The sequence below is a fragment of the Streptomyces sp. HM190 genome, from assembly GCF_009857135.1.
Classification (GTDB): Bacteria; Actinomycetota; Actinomycetes; order Streptomycetales; family Streptomycetaceae; genus Streptomyces; species Streptomyces heilongjiangensis.
This window is the reverse complement of the sequence record NZ_CP047318.1, coordinates 6,930,861-6,948,502: the sequence shown is the minus strand read 5'-3', so window position 1 is coordinate 6,948,502 and position 17,642 is coordinate 6,930,861. Positions and strand designations below refer to the sequence as shown.

The 17,642-nt window shown below is 73.0% G+C and carries 14 protein-coding genes; 3 read left to right on the top strand and 11 right to left on the bottom strand.

Annotation, left to right across the window (positions count from 1 at the left end):
- Positions 1–62: 62 nt before the first annotated feature.
- Genes GSY65_RS29710 through GSY65_RS29695 form a run of 4 tightly spaced genes read right to left on the bottom strand, consistent with a single transcriptional unit; the run spans position 63 to position 3,857 of the window.
- On the bottom strand, positions 63–737 hold the full coding sequence (locus tag GSY65_RS29710; protein ID WP_236580263.1) for a hypothetical protein: 675 nt from the start codon (positions 735–737) through the stop codon (positions 63–65).
- A 5-nt stretch (positions 738–742) separates the two neighbouring features.
- Entirely contained in the window at positions 743–1,636 is an 894-nt protein-coding gene (locus tag GSY65_RS29705; RefSeq protein ID WP_201452710.1) for a carbohydrate ABC transporter permease, read from the bottom strand.
- Positions 1,633–2,574 (bottom strand): carbohydrate ABC transporter permease, encoded by a 942-nt coding sequence (locus GSY65_RS29700; protein WP_159774405.1) that lies wholly within the window; start codon positions 2,572–2,574, stop codon positions 1,633–1,635. Before GSY65_RS29700 ends, GSY65_RS29705 begins: the two co-directional genes overlap by 4 nt.
- Entirely contained in the window at positions 2,571–3,857 is a 1,287-nt protein-coding gene (locus GSY65_RS29695; RefSeq protein ID WP_159774403.1) for an ABC transporter substrate-binding protein, read from the bottom strand. The genes GSY65_RS29700 and GSY65_RS29695 overlap by 4 nt, the downstream gene beginning before the upstream one ends.
- 66 nt (positions 3,858–3,923) lie before the next feature.
- Here GSY65_RS29695 and GSY65_RS29690 point away from each other — a divergent pair, with 66 nt between their 5' ends.
- On the top strand, positions 3,924–5,273 hold the full coding sequence (locus GSY65_RS29690; RefSeq protein ID WP_159774401.1) for a Gfo/Idh/MocA family protein: 1,350 nt from the start codon (positions 3,924–3,926) through the stop codon (positions 5,271–5,273).
- A 42-nt stretch (positions 5,274–5,315) separates the two neighbouring features.
- On the opposite strand, the gene GSY65_RS29685 is transcribed toward GSY65_RS29690, so the two are convergent.
- Complete coding sequence (locus tag GSY65_RS29685; protein ID WP_159774399.1) at positions 5,316–6,539, bottom strand: cytochrome P450; 1,224 nt, start codon at positions 6,537–6,539, stop codon at positions 5,316–5,318.
- Between the two features lie 372 nt (positions 6,540–6,911).
- On the opposite strand from GSY65_RS29685, the gene GSY65_RS29680 reads away from it, so the two are divergent.
- Entirely contained in the window at positions 6,912–7,415 is a 504-nt protein-coding gene (locus GSY65_RS29680; RefSeq protein ID WP_159776512.1) for an SRPBCC family protein, read from the top strand.
- A gap of 172 nt (positions 7,416–7,587) precedes the next feature.
- Here the strand turns inward: GSY65_RS29680 and GSY65_RS29675 are convergent, their stop codons facing one another.
- The 6 genes from GSY65_RS29675 to GSY65_RS29650 form a co-directional block, all read right to left on the bottom strand.
- Positions 7,588–8,367, bottom strand: a complete 780-nt coding sequence (locus tag GSY65_RS29675) for a hypothetical protein (RefSeq protein WP_236580110.1) — start codon at positions 8,365–8,367, stop codon at positions 7,588–7,590.
- Positions 8,368–8,501: 134 nt separating this feature from the next.
- Entirely contained in the window at positions 8,502–9,659 is a 1,158-nt protein-coding gene (locus tag GSY65_RS29670) for an XdhC family protein (RefSeq protein WP_159774397.1), read from the bottom strand.
- A gap of 70 nt (positions 9,660–9,729) precedes the next feature.
- Positions 9,730–11,193 (bottom strand): NCS2 family permease, encoded by a 1,464-nt coding sequence (locus tag GSY65_RS29665; protein WP_159774395.1) that lies wholly within the window; start codon positions 11,191–11,193, stop codon positions 9,730–9,732.
- 368 nt (positions 11,194–11,561) lie between these two features.
- A complete protein-coding gene (locus tag GSY65_RS29660) occupies positions 11,562–13,949 on the bottom strand; it encodes a xanthine dehydrogenase family protein molybdopterin-binding subunit (RefSeq protein WP_159774393.1) in 2,388 nt (795 codons plus the stop codon).
- Between the two features lie 2 nt (positions 13,950–13,951).
- On the bottom strand, positions 13,952–14,557 hold the full coding sequence (locus tag GSY65_RS29655) for a (2Fe-2S)-binding protein (protein ID WP_159774391.1): 606 nt from the start codon (positions 14,555–14,557) through the stop codon (positions 13,952–13,954).
- Complete coding sequence (locus tag GSY65_RS29650; RefSeq protein ID WP_159774389.1) at positions 14,557–15,447, bottom strand: FAD binding domain-containing protein; 891 nt, start codon at positions 15,445–15,447, stop codon at positions 14,557–14,559. The genes GSY65_RS29655 and GSY65_RS29650 overlap by 1 nt, the downstream gene beginning before the upstream one ends.
- 399 nt (positions 15,448–15,846) lie before the next feature.
- Between GSY65_RS29650 and GSY65_RS29645 the strand changes: the two genes are divergently transcribed.
- Positions 15,847–17,562, top strand: a complete 1,716-nt coding sequence (locus GSY65_RS29645) for a PucR family transcriptional regulator ligand-binding domain-containing protein (protein ID WP_159774387.1) — start codon at positions 15,847–15,849, stop codon at positions 17,560–17,562.
- The last annotated feature ends 80 nt before the right edge of the window (positions 17,563–17,642 follow it).

Sequence of the window (17,642 nt, the reverse complement as noted above, 5' to 3'; positions counted from 1 at the left end):
CAGTCCTGCGCCGTGCGTCCTGCGCCGTGCGTCCTGCGCGACGAGTTCCGGGCCTCAGCCCATCACACGCCCTCCTGGGGGGCGACCTCTTTTCCTCGCGTTCCCGTCACTTCGGTTGCCCCCGCTGCCCCCGTTGCCCCGGTCGGCCCGGTGGCCCCGCGCTCTCCGCGTACGTCGATCGCGGTGAGGGCGAGGGCGAGCAGACCGGGGACGAGGAACGCGAGCGGCAGCAGCATCCACGCGCACAGGGCGGCCGTCAGCACGGCCAGCACCACCAGCGCGCTGCCGCCCGGGTCGCGCACGGCGTCGTGGGCGGCCCCGCGCACCGCGGCCGGCCAGTCGACGGCGGACTCGTGTCGGGCGCAGGCGCGCAGGCCGACCACGGCGGCGCAGACGCCGACGGCGGCGACCACCAGCCCGAGGGCCGGGCCGCCGGGCAGGCCCGCGGGGACCAGCGCCAGGTCGACGAGGAGGAGGGCGAGACCGGCGAGGGTGACGAGCCCGGCGGCGACGTCACCGGACCGCAGCCGTCGCCGCAGCCCGCCGAGGAACCGCCGGGCGGTCACCGGCCGCCCGTCCCGTACGCCCCGCAGCACCTCGCACGCCGTGGACAGCGCGGCGGGCACCGTCAGCAGCGGCAGGCTCACCACCGCCACGGCGACACCGACGCTCAGCACGTCGGCGAACAGCGACATCCTCGGTCCGAGGATCTCGCCGGGCTCCCGGTCGGTCCGCATCGCGCTCACCCCTTGATCCCCGAGTTGGCCATGCCCTCCACCAGGAACCGCTGGAAGGCCAGGAAGAACAGCACGATCGGCAGCAGCGCGATGACCGACATGGCGAACATCGGGCCGAACGCCGAGGTGCTCGACGCGTCCACGAACGACCTGAGCGCCAGCGTCAGCGTGAACTTCTCCGGGGAGAAGAGGTAGATCAGCTGGGTGAAGAAGTCGTTCCAGGTCCAGATGAACGTGAAGATGGCGGTGGTGATCAGGGCCGGGCGGGTCAGCGGCAGGATCACCAGGAAGAAGCTTCGGAACGGTCCACAGCCGTCGATCCGGGCCGCCTCCTCCAGTTCCCTCGGCAGTCCGCGCATGAACTGCACGATGAGGAAGACGAAGAACGCCTCGGTGGCCAGGAACTTCGGCAGGATCAGCGGCCAGTAGGTGTTCACCATGCCGAGCTGGTTGAAGATGATGTACTGCGGGATCAGCACCGCGTGGTGCGGCAGCATGATCGTCGCGATCATGAAGGCGAAGAGCGGTCCACGGAAGCGGAAACGCAGGCGTGCGAAGGCGTACGCCGCGAGGGAGCAGGACAGGACGTTCCCGATGACCGCGCCGGACGCGATCAGCAGGGAGTTGCCGAGCAGTCGGCCGACCGAGACGTCGTTGACGCCGTCCAGGGCCGTCTCGTAGTTGGACCATTCCAGACGGCCGGGCAGCAGGTCGAGGCTCGCGATGACCTCGTCCGCCGGTTTCACCGACGTCGCGAGGAGCCAGGCCAGCGGGTAGAGCATGACCAGCAGCGCGGCCAGGCACGCGGCGTGCAGGGCGACGCGCCGCCGGGCGAAGGGCCTGCGTGCGGTGGTGGCCGCCGTGGTCGTGGTGGCCGGCGTGGTCGTGGTCGTGGTCATCGGTCCCCCTCGGAGGCGTAGAAGACCCAGGAGCGGGACGTCCGGAACAGCACGGCGGTGACCACGCCGATGGCGAGCAGCAGGACCCAGGCCATGGCGGAGGCGTAACCCATGTGGGAGGCGACGAAGCCGCGGTCGTAGAGGTAGAGCGTGTAGAAGAGGGTGGAGTCGGCGGGGCCGCCCTTGCCCGCGCTGATCGCGAAGGCGGGGGTGAAGACCTGGAAGGCCTGGATGGTCTGGAGGACCAGGTTGAAGAAGATCACCGGTGACAGCATCGGCACGGTGATCGACAGGAACTGGCGCCACCGCCCGGCGCCGTCGACCTCGGCGGCCTCGTACAGCTCGCCGGGGATCTGCTGGAGTCCGGCGAGGAAGATGACCATCGGGGCGCCGAACTGCCACACCGTCAGCAGGGCCACCGCGAGCAGCGCCCAGCCGGGCTGGTTGACCCAGCCACCGGTGCCGAGCAGGTAGTCGACCGTACCGCCGTCGTTGAAGATCGCCCGCCAGACGAGGGCGATGGACATGGAGGCGCCGAGGAGGGACGGGGCGTAGAACGCGGACCGGTAGAAGGCCTTGCCGTGCCGCATGTTCTTCAGGGCCAGTGCCACGACGAGGGCGAGGGCCAGTTGCAGGGGCACGGCGATGGCGACGTACGTCAGGGTCGCCCCGACCGAACGCCAGTAGCGGGGGTCCTCGGTGAACATCTGCGTGTAGTTGCGCAGGCCCACCCAGCTGGGCGCGTCGAACAGGTCGTAGTCGGTGAAGGAGAGGTAGAGCGACACGGCCATCGGGAGCAGGGTCAGGACGCAGGCGCCGAGCACCCACGGTGACAGGAACACCCAGGCGGCGCCCTCGCGTCGGGGCCTGCGGGCGGGCCGGGCGGGCGGTGCGGCGCCCTCGCCGCGTACGGTCGTCGGCGTGTGGGGGGTGGTCATGACCTCAGCTCCGCCTTCGCCTCGGTGACGTAGTCCTCGGCGGCCTCCCGGGGGGACATCCGCTCGTACGACACCTGGTCGTAGTCGCGCTGGAAGGTGGTCTGCAGGGCGCTGTCGCCGGAGGGTGGCGCCTGGGGCGGCGCCTTCAACTCGCCCTCCAGGGAAGCCTGGTAGTCGTAGATGGTCCGGTCGAAGTCCTTGAGGTCGGGGGCGATCTCCTCGCGGAGGGTCTCGTTGACGGGGATGCCGCGGGTGGCGCCGAGGATCTTCGCGGCCCCGGGGTCGTTCAGCATGAAGTCGACGAGCCGGACGGACTCCTCGGGGTGACTCGTGTCGGCGGCCACACCCAGGAACATCGACGGCTTGAAGTACTGGCCCGGTGTGCCGTCCTCGCCCGAGGGCATCGGCGCGAGGGCGACCTCGCCGTCGGGGAGGAGGCCGAGGTAGCCGCCGGCGGGCGCGTCCCAGTTGTTGTCGGAGAGGGCCCTGCCGCGGCCGAGCGGGGTGTTCTCCACCGTGCCGTCGAGCTGGGTGGTCTCCTCGGCGGGCGAGACGGCGCCCTCCCGGCGGAGCCGGTCGGTGAACGTCCAGTAGCGGGTCAGGTCGTCGGCGGTGAAGCCGAGTCGCCGGTCCTCGGTGTAGAGGGCCTTGCCGCGGCCGCGCAGCCAGACCTCGAAGGCGTCCTCGCTCCAGCCGGGGTCCGTCCCGCCCGGCCTGCCGGTCCTGCGTGCCAGCTCCCGCATGGTGTCGGCCCAGTCTTTCCAGGTCCAGCCCTCTTGGGGCGGGGCGACCCCGGCGGCCTTCCACTGCTTCGCGTCGTACACGACGGTCTCGGTGCCGCGGGCCTGCGGGATCGCGAACTGCCTGCCGTCGACCTTCCCGGTGGCGAGGAGTCCCGTGTCGAACGCGTCGGTGTCGAGGGCGGCCCGCTGCTCGGCGAAGTCCAGCAGGACGCCCCCGGAGGCGTACTGGTCGATCATGCGGTAGTCGAGCTGCATGACGTCGGGGGCGTCGCCGCCGGCGGCCTGGGTGGCCAGCTTCTGCTTGTAGGCGTCGTAGCCGGAGAACGAGGTCTGCACCTCGACGCCGGGGTGCTTCTTCTCGAAGAGGTCGACGGCCTGCTGGGTTCTCGCCGCCCGGTCGGGGTTGCCCCACCAGGTGTAGCGCAGGACGACCCGGCCGTCGCCGCCCGGCTCCGGTGGGTCCGAGCAGCCGCCGAGCACCGCGCACAGAGCGAGGACCACGGCCGTCGCGGAGGACTTCCCCGTCCTGTTTCCGGGCATGAGTGGGTCACCTCTTTCACGAGAAAGCGCTTCCACCCCCCGCACGAGACCCTAGGGAAGGTCCGGATGTCACAACAAGACCCCTGCACCGCCTCCGTGGGAAGCCGCCGTGCCGCCGTCGTCGGACTCGGCGCGCGCGCACGGATGTTCACCGAGGCGCTGACGGGCCCCTTCGCGGACCGGATCGATCTCGTCGGCCTCTGCGACACCAACGCGCACCGCATGGCCGTCCACAACACCTGGATCGCCGCCGACCACCCCGGCCGCGCACCCGTACCCGCCTACGCCGCCGCGGAGTTCGAGGAGATGCTGCGCCGCGAGCGGGTCGACCTGGTGGTGGTGTGCGGTGTGGACCGCTCCCACGACCACTACATCGTGCGGGCGCTGGAGGCGGGCTGCGACGTCGTCACCGAGAAACCGATGACCACCGACGCCGAGCGCGCCCGCCGCGTGCTGGACGCGCGCCGCCGGACGGGCCGCGAGGTGCGGGTCGCCTTCAACTACCGCTACAACCCTGTGCACTCGGCGATACGGGAACTGCTCGCGAGCGGTGAGATCGGCGAGGTCGGCTCGGTGCACTTCGAGTGGCTGCTCGATCTGCGGCACGGCGCCGACTACTTCCGCCGCTGGCACCGCGACAGGGCGAACTCGGGCGGGCTGCTGGTCCACAAGTCGACCCACCACTTCGACCTGGTCAACTGGTGGCTCGGCACCCGCCCCGAGACCGTCTTCGCCCAGGGCGGCCTGTTCTTCTACGGCGACGAGGCGGGCAGGCGCCGGGGTCTCGCCCGCGACTACGACCGCGCCCACGGCTCCCCCGCCGCCGAGGGCGACCCCTTCGCGCTGCACCTCGAGGACTCCCCGGTCCTCAGCGCGCTCTACCTGGACGCCGAGCGGGAGGACGGCTACCACCGCGACCGGAACGTCTTCGGGCCCGGCGTCACCATCGAGGACGACATGGCGGTCCTCGTGCGCTACGCGTCCGGGGCGACCCTGACGTACCACCTGACGGCGTACGCGCCCTGGGAGGGCTACCGCATCGCCTTCAACGGCAGCGAGGGCCGTCTGGAGCTGCTGGTGGAGGAGTCGACGTGGACCCGCCCGCACGTCCGGGTCACCGGGGCGAGCCCCGTCCTGCACGGCGCGGAGACCGCCGACGAGGCGGGACGGACCGAGCTGCTCGTACGCCGGTTCTGGGAGCGGCCGCGTGCGGTGGAGGTCGCGACGGGCGAGGGCGGGCACGGCGGCGGGGACGTACGGATGCTGGCCGACCTGTTCGGGGACCGCGCCCCCGACGCGCTGGGCCGCGCGGCGGACGCGGTGGACGGGGCGAGGTCCCTGGTGACGGGCCTGGCGGCGAACCGGTCGCTGGAAACGGGGGCGCCGGTGGCCGCGCGGGAGGTGCTGGACGTGTGAGCCGGCGGGGAGCGTGGGGCCTCCCCCGTGCCGTGGGGGACGTCACCAGACGAGGTCGAGGGACTCCGGGGAGCGGTGGATGAGGGTCGGCCGCATGACGACGCGCTGGTCGTCCGCGAGGCGCAGACCGGGGAGCCGGCGGGTCAGTAGTTCGAGGGTGATGCGGAGTTGTTCGCGGGCGAGTGTGGAGCCGGGGCAGGCCTGGACGCCGAGGCCGAAGGACAGGTGGCGGGCGGCGGCGGTGCGGGTGATGTCGAAGTCGTCGGGGCCGGGGTGGCGGGAGGCGTCGCGGTTGGCTCCGCCGAAGGCGAGGAACAGCGGCGATCCGGCGGGCAGTTCGGTGCCCGCGAGGGTGACCGCTCGGGTGGTGACCCGGCGGAAGCCCTGCAGGGCGGTGTCGTACCGGGCGGCCTCCTCGACGGCGGCCGGGACGCGGTCGGGGCGCTCGCACAGCACCTTCCACTGGCGGGGGTGGCGCAGCAGGTGCAGCAGGGTCGTGCCGATGAGGGCCGTGGTCGTCAGGTGCCCGGCGAGGAGCAGGTTCTGCAGATGGGCCACCAGCTCGTGGCGTTGGCCGAGCGTCAGCTCGCCGTCGCCCGGCCCGGCGACGGAGGTGATGAGTTCGGTGGCCAGGTCCTCACGAGGGTCGGCACGGCGGGCGCGGACGAACGCGTCGACACGGTGGGACATCGCCACCACGTCCTCGGCGGCGGCGATCTGCTCGGCCTGCGGCAGGGGCCGGAAGAGCAGTTCTGCGAGCCGGTGGCCTCCGTGCACCAGGGCCGGTACGTCCGCCGGGTCGAACCCGACGAGGCGCCCGATGACGTCGCCGGGCAGCTTCCCGGCGTAGGCGGCCATCAGCTCGACCCGGCCGTCCTTCGCGAAGCCGTCGACGAGCGCGGCGGCCCGCTCGGCGGCGTACGGGAGGACGGCGCCGACCCGCGCGGGCGACAGGCCGCGCAGGAGGGGCGCCCGCAGCGCCTGGTGCGTGGCCCCGTCCGCGGTCACGACGACCTGCCGCCCGCCGAAGCCCGCGGCGAGCACGGTCAGCGCGGCGGGCGCGGGCATCACGTCGGGGCGCAGCGCGTTGGCCGACGAGAAGTCCTCCGGCCGCCGCAGCACCTCCCGCACGTCCGCGTCCCGGGCCACCAGCCACGAGTCCAGCTCCGGCACATACGTGAGGCCCGCCGCCGCCCGCGCCCGCGCGTAGTGCGGATACGGATCCCGCTGCAACTCGTCGAGCCTGACATGCAGTTCACGGTCCACGGGTGCACCTTCCGGCCGGGGCGGGGCGTGCGGACGGGGTCATGCTGCCGTACCCGGGGCGGGCGGCGGTAGACGGTGGGCCGACCGGAGAGCGCCACGGTCGCGGCGGCTCCGCCCAGCGCGCCCATGGGGGCGACCACGGAGTCGCGCACGGTCTCACGTCGGTGGACACGCAGTCACGACCGGACGACTGGAACGGGCCGGGACGAGACGAGACGAGACGGGACGGGACGGGACGAGACGAGACGGGCCGGGGCAGTGGACCGGATCACGCCCGGAGCGGCCCTGTGCTCGTCGCGTGGGAGAACGTGCCGGAGGGTGGGGGGGTCGGTGCGTCCGCCGTGTCCTCGCATGTTCACCTACGATCGGCTCGTGGTCCTCTTCGTCCTCGAACGTCTCTCCCGTCTTCCCGTCGACGTGGCCTGGCAGCGCCTCACCGACTGGCCGCGCCACGCCGACGTGGTCCCGCTGACCCGGATCACCGTCCGCACCCCTCCCCCGACCGCCGAGGGGACGGTCTTCGTCGCCCGCAGCGGTGTCGGCCCCCTCGCCTTCGACGACCCGATGGAGGTGGTGGTGTGGCAGCCGCCGGAGGAGGGGCGGGCCGGGCTGTGCCGGCTCGTCAAGCGCGGGTCCCTCGTCAGGGGGTGGGCCGAGATCGAGGTTCACCCGTACGACGAGCCCCACGCCGAGAGAGGGCGGGGGGACGGGAACCACCCCGCCGACTGCACCGCCGCTTCGCGCGTGCTGTGGCGTGAGGAGTTGCACGTCCGTCCGCTGCCGGGTTTCTGCGACCCGCCCCTCGGGTGGGTGTCGCGGCGGACGTTCGGCCGCGCGATGGACGGGCTGCTGCGGGGCGCGCCCTCCGGGCGCTGAGCAGTTCCAGCGGTGCGCGCCCCGGCCAGTGCCCGGCTGCCGGAGGCGTGCTGTTCAGCAGGGAGCAGGGTCACGCGCTCCAGCGCGGGTCACGGCCGAGGTGGCGCAGGAGGACCGCCACGTCGCCGTCGCCCTCGTCGGGGGCCAGACGTCCCAGTCGCTGGAGGGCATGTCATCGCTCGTCGGAGGTTCCGCGTTCGTGGTGCCGTCGCCGTGATGGATGTCGTGATGCATGTTGTGGTGTCGGTTCCGGGTCGCCGTTGCGGTGGGCGGCGAGGCCGTCCCGGCGGTCGCGGTCGCCGTCGCCCGTGGTGCTGAGGAGGGTGTCGCAGATCTCGCGGAGCTTGTCGGTGGCCTGCTTGGAGAACAGGCCGCACAGGCCCGCTATGCCGGAGAAGCCGTACGGGTTGGTGGCGCCCGCGCCGGAGCTGCCGGCGAACAGGCCGCCGCGCAGCAGCAGGTAGACGAGGAGCGCGAGGGCCACGCCGATGCCGGCGCGCAGCAGGTACCACCAGAGCCAGCTCGCGTAGAGCCGCCGGTTGCCGACGTACGTCGCGAACGAGGTGGCCGCGTGGACGAAGCTGCCGAGCGCGCTGCACACCACCACGGCCAGCAGCATCGCCGTGTCCGCGGTCAGCGCCCAGTCGCCGAGGCCGAAGGGCGACCAGCGGGCGGTGGCCGCGGGGTCCGCCCCCGGCTCGACCGTCGCCAGGACCACCGGCCACAGGGTCACGAGGGCGCCGCAGACGGCGACCACGTCGACCAGGAGGAAGAGGCCCAGCAGGGTGGTGGCGGGTGCGGACAGCCGGCGCTCGTCGCGGGTGCCGTCGGCTCCCCCACCGCCCTCGCCGTCGCCGGGGCCCGAGCCCGTGCCGCCGTCGCCCCCGTCCAGGCCCGTGCCGCCGTCGGGACCCTCGTCCAGGTCCTCGCCCGAGCCGCGCCCCACGCTCACCGTGCCCAACTGTCCGCTCCCGCCGCGCTGTTGTCGTATGACAGACGGTCAACCCTGCCGTCCGGGCGGTCAAGTCACAAGTCGGGGTGACCCCTGAGGGGGCGTCAGGATGTTGTGCGAGTCCTGAGGGGACGTCAGGACACCCGCAGGCTCGGTATGTCCGCCGTGTCCGACGACGGGCCGTCGTGGTGGATCGGGGTGTGCGCCCCCGTCAGGGGGACGCCGCTGCCGCCGCGGCGGTGGGCGACGATCTCGGAGGCGATGGACAGGGCCGTCTCCTCGGGGGTGCGGGCGCCCAGGTCCAGGCCGATGGGCGAGCGGAGGCGGGCCAGTTCCAGGTCGGTGACGCCCTCGTCGCGGAGGCGTCGCTCGCGGTCGAGGTGGGTGCGGCGGGAGCCCATCGCGCCGACGTAGGCGACGGGGAGGCACAGGGCGAGGCGCAGCAGCGGCACGTCGAACTTGGCGTCGTGGGTGAGGACGCACAGGACGGTCCGGGCGTCGACGTCCGTGCGCTCCAGGTAGGTGTGCGGCCACTCGACGACGATCTCGTCCGCCTCGGGGAAGCGGGTGCGGGTGGCGAAGACGGGGCGGGCGTCGCAGACGGTCACGTGGTAGCCGAGGAACTTGCCGATCCGGACGAGCGCGGAGGCGAAGTCGATCGCGCCGAAGACGATCATCCGGGGTGGTGGGACGGACGACTCCACCAGGACCGTGAGCGGTGCTCCGCAGCGTGAGCCCTGCTCTCCTATCTCCAGGGTGCCGGTGCGGCCGGCGTCCAGGAGGGCGCGGGCCTCGGCGGCGACCGTGCGGTCGAGTTCGGGGTGGCCGCCGAAGCCGCCGTCCCAGGAGCCGTCCGGGCGGACCAGCAGGGCCCGGCCGCGCAGCTCCGCCGGGCCGGAGACGATCCGGGCCAGCGCCGCCGCCTCCCCGCCCGCCGCCGAGGCGAGCGCGGCGGCGGCCACCGGGCGGACCGGGTCGCCGACCCGCACCGGTGTCACCAGGATGTCGATGACCCCGCCGCAGGTCAGGCCGACGGCGAAGGCGTCGTCGTCGCTGTAGCCGAAGCGTTCGAGGACGGCTTCGCCGTCCTCCAGCACCTGCCGGCACAGCTCGTAGACGGCGCCCTCCACACAGCCGCCGGAGACCGAGCCGATCGCCGTGCCGTCGGCGTCCACCGCGAGGGCGGCGCCCGGCCGGCGGGGGGCGCTGCCGCCGACGGCCACCACGGTGGCCACGGCGAAGTCGCGCCCCTGCACGGCCCACCGGTGCAGCTCGTCGGCGATGTCCAGCATCTCTCGGTCTCCTTTTCGTGCGGCGGTTGCGCGGACGGTACTCGACGAACGGCCCGCGGGCCCGGTCCGGCTAGTGCACGCCCAGCCAGCTCTCGATCGGGTCGAGGGCGAAGAAGACGACGAACACCGCCGTCAGCCCCCACATGAACGCGCCGATCTCCCGCGCCCGGCCCTGGGCGAGCCTGATGGCGACGTACGAGACGACTCCGGCCGCGACGCCCGCGGTGATGGAGTACGTGAACGGCATGATCACGACCGTCAGGAAGACGGGGATCGCGGTGGCGCGGTCGGACCAGTCGACGTGCCGGGCGTTGGTCATCATCATGGCGCCGATGACCACCAGGGCCGCCGCCGCGACCTCGCCGGGCACGATCGCCGTCAGCGGGGTGAAGAACAGGCAGGCGGCGAAGAACAGTCCGGTGACGACGGAGGACAGGCCCGTACGGGCGCCCTCGCCGACGCCGGTCGCCGACTCGACGAACACGGTCTGGCCGGAGCCGCCGGCCACACCGCCGATCGCGCCGCCCGCCCCGTCGATGAACAGCGCCTTGGACAGGCCGGGCATCCGGCCCTTGTCGTCGGCGAGGCCCGCCTCCGTGCCCACGCCGATGATGGTGGCCATCGCGTCGAAGAACCCGGCGAGGACGAGGGTGAAGACGATCATGCCGACCGTCATCGCGCCGACGTCGCCCCAGCCGCCGAACTCGACGTGCCCGAAGAGCGAGAAGTCCGGCATCGAGACCGCGCTGCCGTGCAACTCGGGTGCGCCGCCCGCCCATTGCTTCGGGTCGACGACGCCGAGGGCGTTGAGGGCGACGGCGAGGACGGTGCCGCCGACGATGCCGAGCAGGATCGCGCCGGGGACACCGCGCGCCTGGAGCATGAAGATCGCGAGGAGGGTGGCCGCGAAGAGCAGGACGGGCCAGCCGGCGAGTTCACCGGCGGGGCCGAGGGTGACCGGGGTCGCCTTGCCCTGGTGCACGAAGCCGGCCTTGTAGAAGCCGATCAGGGCGATGAACAGACCGATGCCCATGGTGATCGCGTGCTTGAGGGCCAGCGGGATCGCGTTCATGATCATTTCGCGGAGGCCGGTGACGACCAGCAGCATGATGATCACGCCGTACATCACGCACATGCCCATCGCCTGCGGCCAGGTCATCTGCGGGGCGACCTGCGAGGCGATGACCCCGGAGACGGACAGGCCCGCGGCGAGGGCGAGCGGCACCCTGCCGACGAAGCCCATGAGGAGGGTACTGACGGCCGCCGCGAGAGCGGTCGCCGTGATCAGGGCCTTCTGGCCGAGGGTGGCGCCCGCGGCGTCCGGGCCGGACAGGATGAGCGGGTTGAGCAGGAGGATGTACGCCATCGCCATGAAGGTGGTGACGCCGCCGCGGACCTCCCGGGCGACGGACGACCCTCGGTCGGTGATGCGGAAGTACCGGTCGAGTGAGGACCCGCCGGCGGGGACGCGGGGTTCCGGGGCCGCGTCGTCCGCTGCGGCGGCGTCCTTCGGATGGAGGGACTGCTGGGTCATGTGGGCCTACTCCCAAGGTTCACAGGGGCCCCCGCGCTGCGCTTGGCCTACGCGCGGGATTTGGGAAGGCGCCCGACCCGGGGGACGGCCCGAGACGAACGGGTTGCCTGCGGTGCTGGAACGGTGCCGGGCGGCCGTGGGGTGTGGCTGTTGCCCGGCGGTGGGGTTGCTTGCGTCGAGCCCGGTCGGTGCGGTTCGGTCGGCGACCGCGGGGGGCTGGGGGCTGATCGCGCGGTTCCGACGCGCCCCTTTGCGGCAAGGGGCGCGCCTGGGCTTGTCAGGGGCGCGGGGAACCGCGTGAGGGACCACACACCACCCGCAGCCGCAGACGAGACGGGATCCCCGGACTCACCGGCGGACCGACGGAGTCACGCCGTGCCCGTCAGGTGTTCGGGCCGTACCGGCGTCCGGTTCAGTTCCAGCCCCGTCGCCGCCCGGATCGCCGCGAGGACGGCCGGGGTGGAGGACAGGGTGGGGGCCTCGCCGACGCCGCGCAGCCCGTACGGCGCGTGCTCGTCGGCGAGTTCGAGCACGTCGACGGGGATGGTCGGCGTGTCGAGGATCGTGGGGATGAGGTAGTCCGTGAAGGACGGGTTGCGGACCTTCGCCGTCTTCGGGTCGACGATGATCTCCTCCATGACGGCGATGCCCAGGCCCTGTGTCGTGCCGCCCTGGATCTGGCCGAGCACGGACAGCGGGTTGAGGGCCTTGCCGACGTCCTGCGCGCAGGCCAGCTCGACGACCTTGACCAGGCCCAGCTCGGTGTCGACCTCGACGACGGCGCGGTGCGCGGCGAAGGAGTACTGGACGTGGCCGAAGCCCTGCCCGGTGCGCAGGTCGAAGGGTTCCGTCGGCCGGTGCCGCCACTCCTCCTCGACCTCGACGGCCTCGTCGCCGAGGACGTCCACCAGGTCGGCGAGGACCTCGCCGGCGTCGGTGACGACCTTGCCGCTCTCCAGGAGGAGTTCGGCGGTGGCCCACGCGGGGTGGTACGTGCCGAACTTGCGGCGCCCCAGCTCCAGGACCTTCTCCCGGACCAGTTCGCAGGCGTTCTTCACGGCGCCGCCGGTGACGTACGTCTGGCGGGACGCGGACGTCGAACCGGCCGAACCGACCCGGGTGTCGGCCGGGTTGATGGTGACCTGGGTGACGCCCAGCTCGGTGCGGGCGATCTGCGCGTGGACGGTGATGCCGCCCTGGCCGACCTCCGCCATGGCCGTGTGGACCGTCGCCACGGGTTCGCCGCCGACGACCTCCATGCGCACCCGGGCCGTGGAGTAGTCGTCGAAGCCCTCGGAGAAGCCGACGTTCTTGATGCCGACGGCGTAGCCGACGCCGCGGACGACGCCCTCGCCGTGCGTGGTGTTGGACAGGCCGCCCGGCAGCTCCCGTACGTCGGCCGCCTCGCCCGCCGCGAGCCACTGCTGCTCGGGGGGCATGGGCATCGCCTTGACGCGGCGCAGGAGTTCGGCGACGGGGGCCGGGGAGTCGACGACCTGCCCGGTCGGCAGGGCGGTGCCCTGCGACATGGCGTTGATCCGGCGGAACTCCACCGGGTCCATGCCGAGCCTCGCGGCCAGCTTGTCCATCTGGGCCTCGTACGCGAAGCACGCCTGGACCGCGCCGAAGCCGCGCATCGCGCCGCAGGGCGGGTTGTTGGTGTAGAGGGCGACGGCCTCGATGTCGACGTCCTCGATGACGTACGGGCCCGCGCCGAGGGAGGAGGCGTTGCCGACGACGGCCGGGGATGCGGAGGCGTAGGCGCCGCCGTCGAGGACGATGCGGGCCTTGAGGTGGGTGAGCCTGCCGTCCTTGGTGGCCCCGTGCTCGTAGTGGAGCTTCGCGGGGTGGCGGTGGACGTGGCCGAAGAAGGACTCGAAACGGTTGTAGACGATCTTGACGGGTTTGCCGGTGCGCAGGGCCAGCAGGCAGGCGTGGATCTGCATCGACAGGTCCTCGCGCCCGCCGAAGGCGCCGCCGACCCCGGCGAGCGTCATCCGGACCTTGTCCTCGGGCAGGCCGAGCACGGGGGCGATCTGGCGCAGGTCGGAGTGGAGCCACTGGGTGGCGACGTAGAGGTCGACGCCGCCGTCCTCGGCGGGGACGGCGAGCCCGGACTCGGGGCCGAGGAACGCCTGGTCCTGCATGCCGAAGACGTACTCGCCCTCCACGATGACGTCCGCGCGTTCGCGGGCCTTCGCGACGTCACCGCGGATGATGGGCTGGCGGTGCACGATGTTCGGGTGGGGGACGTGGCCGATGTGGTGGTCGGTGCGGTTGTCGTGGACGAGGATCGCGTCGGGCGCGGTCGCGGAGGCCTCGTCGGTGATGACGGGGAGTTCGCGGTACTCCACCTTGATCTTGGCGGCGGCGCGGCGCGCGGTCTCCGGGTGGTCGGCGGCGACGATCGCGACGGGCTCCCCGTGGTGGCGGACCTTGCCGTGGGCGAGGACCGGGGTGTCCTGGATCTCCAGGCCGTAGTTCCGCACGTCGGTCGGGAGGTCGTCGTACGTCATGACGGCGTACACGCCGGGGGTGGCGAGGGCCTCGCCGGTGTCGATGGAGACGATCTCGGCGTGGGCGACCGTGGAGCGCAGGATCTGGCCCCAGAGCATGTCCTCGTGCCACATGTCGGAGGAGTAGGCGAACTCCCCGGTGACCTTGAGGGTGCCGTCGGGGCGGAGGGTGGACTCGCCGATGCCGCCCTTGGTGCGGGAGCCCTGGGTGATGTTGGTGGGCAGGCCGGTGGTTCCCATGATCAGACCCCTTCGGACTGCCGGGCGGCCGCGAGGCGGACCGCGTCCATGATCTTCTCGTAGCCGGTGCAGCGGCACAGGTTGCCCGAGAGGGCCTCGCGGATGTCCGCGTCGGTCGGGTTGGGGTGGCGCTCCAGCATCTCGTCGGCGGCGACGAGCAGTCCGGGGGTGCAGAAGCCGCACTGGACGGCGCCGGCGTCGATGAACGCCTGCTGGATCGGGGAGAGTTCGGTGCCCTCGCCGGTATGGGAGTCGGTGCCGCGGGCGGCCCGGCGCCGGGCCTCGTCGAGCGGGGTGCCGGCCGCGGCGTCCGCGGTGCCGCACGCGCCGGAGGCGCAACCGCCGTGCTCGGCGCGCTGCTTGGCGTAGTCGGCGAGCCCTTCGACGGTGACGACCTCGCGGCCCTCCACCTGCCCGGCGGCGACCAGGCACGCGCACACCGGCACGCCGTCGAGGCGGACGGTGCACGAGCCGCACTCGCCCTGTTCGCAGGCGTTCTTGGAGCCGGGCAGGCCCAGGCGTTCCCGCAGGACGTACAGCAGGGACTCGCCCTCCCACACGTCGTCGGCCTCCTGCGGACGTCCGTTGACCGTGAATGTGACGCGCATCAGGCGACTCCCTCCGTGCGGGCGGCGTCGCCGCGGTACGACTCCCAGGTCCACATCAGCGTCCGGCGGGCCATGACGCCGACGGCGTGCCGCCGGTAGCTCGCGGTGCCGCGGACGTCGTCGATCGGGTTGCAGGCGGCGGAGCACAGCTCGGCGAACTGCTTCGCGACCGACGGGGTGATGATCCGGCCGTTGTCCCAGAAGCCGCCCTCGTCGAGCGCCGCGTTCAGGAACTCCTCGGCGGCCTTCGCCCGGACGGGCGTCGGCGCGGCCGAGCCGATGCCGGTGCGGACGGTGCGCGTCGCGGGGTGCAGGGCCAGCCCGAACGCGCACACGGCGATGACCATGGCGTTGCGGGTGCCGACCTTGGAGTACTGCTGCGGTCCGTCGGCCCTGTCGATGTGCACGGCGCGGATCAGCTCGTCGGGGGCGAGGGCGTTGCGCTTGACGCCGGTGTAGAAGTCGTCGATCGGGATGAGCCGGGAACCCCGTACGGACTCCACCTCGACCCGGGCGCCCGCCGCGAGGAGGGCCGGGTGGGCGTCACCGGCCGGGGAGGCGGTGCCGAGGTTGCCGCCGACGCCGCCGCGGTTGCGGATCTGCGGGGAGGCCACCGTGTGCGAGGCCAGGGCGAGGCCGGGCAGCTCGGGCCGCAGGTGCTCCATGATCCGGGTGTAGGGGACGGAAGCGCCCAGGCGAACCGTCTCCTCGCCGACCTCCCACTCGTAGAGGTCGCCGACGCGGTTCAGGTCCAGCAGGTACTCGGGGCGACGGTGGTCGAAGTTGATCTCGACCATCACGTCGGTGCCGCCGGCGATCGGCACAGCGGTGGGGTGCTCGGCCTTCGCGGCGAGCGCCTCCTCCCAGCTGGCGGGGCGAAGGAAGTCCATCTGACCGGCTCTCTTCTTCGTCTCAGTCGTCTCGGAGTGGTTCCGATCGAGCCAGATCGTGTGCGGCGGGCCCGGCTCGTCCATGTGCTGTTCATGAGGGGTCGATGCCAGTACACAGCGCCCTCGCGCGCCCCGGTCAGTCACGGAAACCATGAAGGAGTTGCCTGGCCAGGGGGCTCATCTTGTAGATTCGTATGAACGGAGGCCCTCCGCAACCTCCTCGTTCTGCTCTGGAAACACGCAGCACACATCTGGAGCGGGACGGGTCGGTTTTCGAAAGTCCCAGGCCACGCCCCGCACGTGTCCCGGCCTTCGGTGACCACCCTCCTCCGGAAGCCACCGGGGCGCCCTCCGGGCGAACCGACCACAGATTTCGAGACAGGAACGGCGGCGACGAGAATGCGCCTGCGCGCACTGCTGGACACCGACGCGCTGGGTCTGCGGCTGCTCGGCGGCGAGGACGAGCTGGACCGCACCGTACGGGGTGTCATGACCACCGACCTGCGGGACCCCAGCCGCTACCTCTCCGGCGGCGAACTGGTGCTCACCGGCCTGGCCTGGCGCCATGACGCCGCCGACTCCGAACCCTTCGTCCGGATCCTCGTCGGCGCCGGGGTCACCGCCCTGGCGGCCGGCGAGGCCGAGCTGGGCGACATCCCCGAGGACCTCGTCGTGGCCTGCGCCCGGCACCGGCTGCCGCTGCTGGCGGTCAACGAGTCGGTGGCCTTCGCGACGATCACCGAGCACGTCGTGCGGCAGGTGTCCGGCGAGCGCGCCGGGGACCTGGCTGCCGTCGTGGACCGCCACCGCCGGATGATGACGTCCGGCCCGGCGGGCGGCGGCCCGGACGTGGTCCTCGATCTGCTGGGCTCCGACCTGGACCTGCGGGCCTGGGTCCTCTCCCCGGTCGGCCGCCTCGTCGCGGGACCCAGGGGCGCGGGGCCGGCCCTGCCCGCCGAGCTGTGCGCGCGGCTGGCCGGCGAGCACCTGGCGGCGGCCCGTACGGGGCGGCGGGGGCCGCACCGGGTGGGCGTCGGGACGACGACGTACTCGCTGTTCCCCATCGGCGGCGCGGGCCGCACCGGGAACGCCGCCGCCCGGGACGCGCGCGAGAGGGTGCTGTCCGACTGGCTGCTCGCGGTCGAGGCGGACGCCGGCGACTGGCCCGCCGAGCGGCTCGACCTGCTGCACGGTGTCACCCAGCTGATCGCCGTCGAGCGGGACCGCCGCGACGCCGCCCGCTCGGTACGGCGCCGGCTCGCCCAGGAGGTCCTGGAGCTGGTGCAGGCGGGTGCGGCGCCCGCCGAGATCGCGGCCCGGCTGCGGGTCGCCGCGCCGGTGCTGCTGCCGGGCCTCGGGGCGGCCCCGCACTGGCAGGTCGTCGTGGCGCGGGTCGAGTGGGAGGAGCAGGGCTCAGCGGCCGGGGACGCGGGCGGGCGCCGGGCGGAGGGGATCGGCACCGGGCCGGTGGCGCAGCCGCTGCTGGAGGAGATCCTCGTGGACCCGCGGGCGACCGGCCCCGAGCAGTCGGACCGGATCGCCGTCGCCCACACGGGTGACGAGGCCATCGCGCTCGTCCCGCTGCCCGCCGTCGCGGCGGAGCCCGGTGGCTCCGCGTCGGGCATCCACGCCGACACCCTGCTCGCGGCCGTACGGGAGCCGCTGTCGGCCGGGCTCGACGGCGACGGGCGGCTCACCCTCGGCGTCAGCGCGGCCGTGCACTCGGCGGAAGGGCTGCGGGGCGCCCTGGAGGAGGCCCGGCACGCCCGCCGGGTGGCGGCGGCCCGTCCCGGCCGGGTCTGCGCGGCCGGCCACCAGGAACTGGCCTCCCACGTCCTGCTGCTGCCCTTCGTGCCCGACGACGTCCGCCGTGCCTTCACCGCCCGGCTCCTGGACCCGCTGCGCGACTACGACCGCCGCCACCGGGCCGAGCTGATCCCCACCCTGGAGGCGTTCCTGGAGTGCGACGGGTCCTGGACCCGCTGCGCGGCCCGCCTCCACCTGCACGTCAACACGCTGCGCTACCGGGTGGGCCGCATCGAGCAGTTGACGGGGCGGGACCTGTCCCGGCTGGAGGACAAGCTGGACTTCTTCCTGGCGCTGCGGATGAGTTAGCGCCCGCGCGGGGCGAGTTGGCGCTGACGCCCCGGAGCACGGGGGGTGGTGGACGAAGATCGAAGTGCGCCCTCCGCACC

Bases quoted from the DNA above. Each gene is read 5' to 3' on its own strand.
- GSY65_RS29705 (WP_201452710.1), bottom strand. From the start codon at position 1,636: ATGACCACGACCACGACCACGCCGGCCACCACGACCACGGCGGCCACC.
- GSY65_RS29690 (WP_159774401.1), top strand. From the start codon at position 3,924: ATGTCACAACAAGACCCCTGCACCGCCTCCGTGGGAAGCCGCCGTGCC.
- GSY65_RS29655 (WP_159774391.1), bottom strand. From the start codon at position 14,557: ATGCGCGTCACATTCACGGTCAACGGACGTCCGCAGGAGGCCGACGAC.
- GSY65_RS29665 (WP_159774395.1), bottom strand. From the start codon at position 11,193: ATGACCCAGCAGTCCCTCCATCCGAAGGACGCCGCCGCAGCGGACGAC.
- GSY65_RS29695 (WP_159774403.1), bottom strand. From the start codon at position 3,857: ATGCCCGGAAACAGGACGGGGAAGTCCTCCGCGACGGCCGTGGTCCTC.
- GSY65_RS29650 (WP_159774389.1), bottom strand. From the start codon at position 15,447: ATGGACTTCCTTCGCCCCGCCAGCTGGGAGGAGGCGCTCGCCGCGAAG.
- GSY65_RS29710 (WP_236580263.1), bottom strand. From the start codon at position 737: ATGCGGACCGACCGGGAGCCCGGCGAGATCCTCGGACCGAGGATGTCG.
- GSY65_RS29700 (WP_159774405.1), bottom strand. From the start codon at position 2,574: ATGACCACCCCCCACACGCCGACGACCGTACGCGGCGAGGGCGCCGCA.
- GSY65_RS29670 (WP_159774397.1), bottom strand. From the start codon at position 9,659: ATGCTGGACATCGCCGACGAGCTGCACCGGTGGGCCGTGCAGGGGCGC.
- GSY65_RS29660 (WP_159774393.1), bottom strand. From the start codon at position 13,949: ATGGGAACCACCGGCCTGCCCACCAACATCACCCAGGGCTCCCGCACC.
- GSY65_RS29645 (WP_159774387.1), top strand. From the start codon at position 15,847: ATGCGCCTGCGCGCACTGCTGGACACCGACGCGCTGGGTCTGCGGCTG.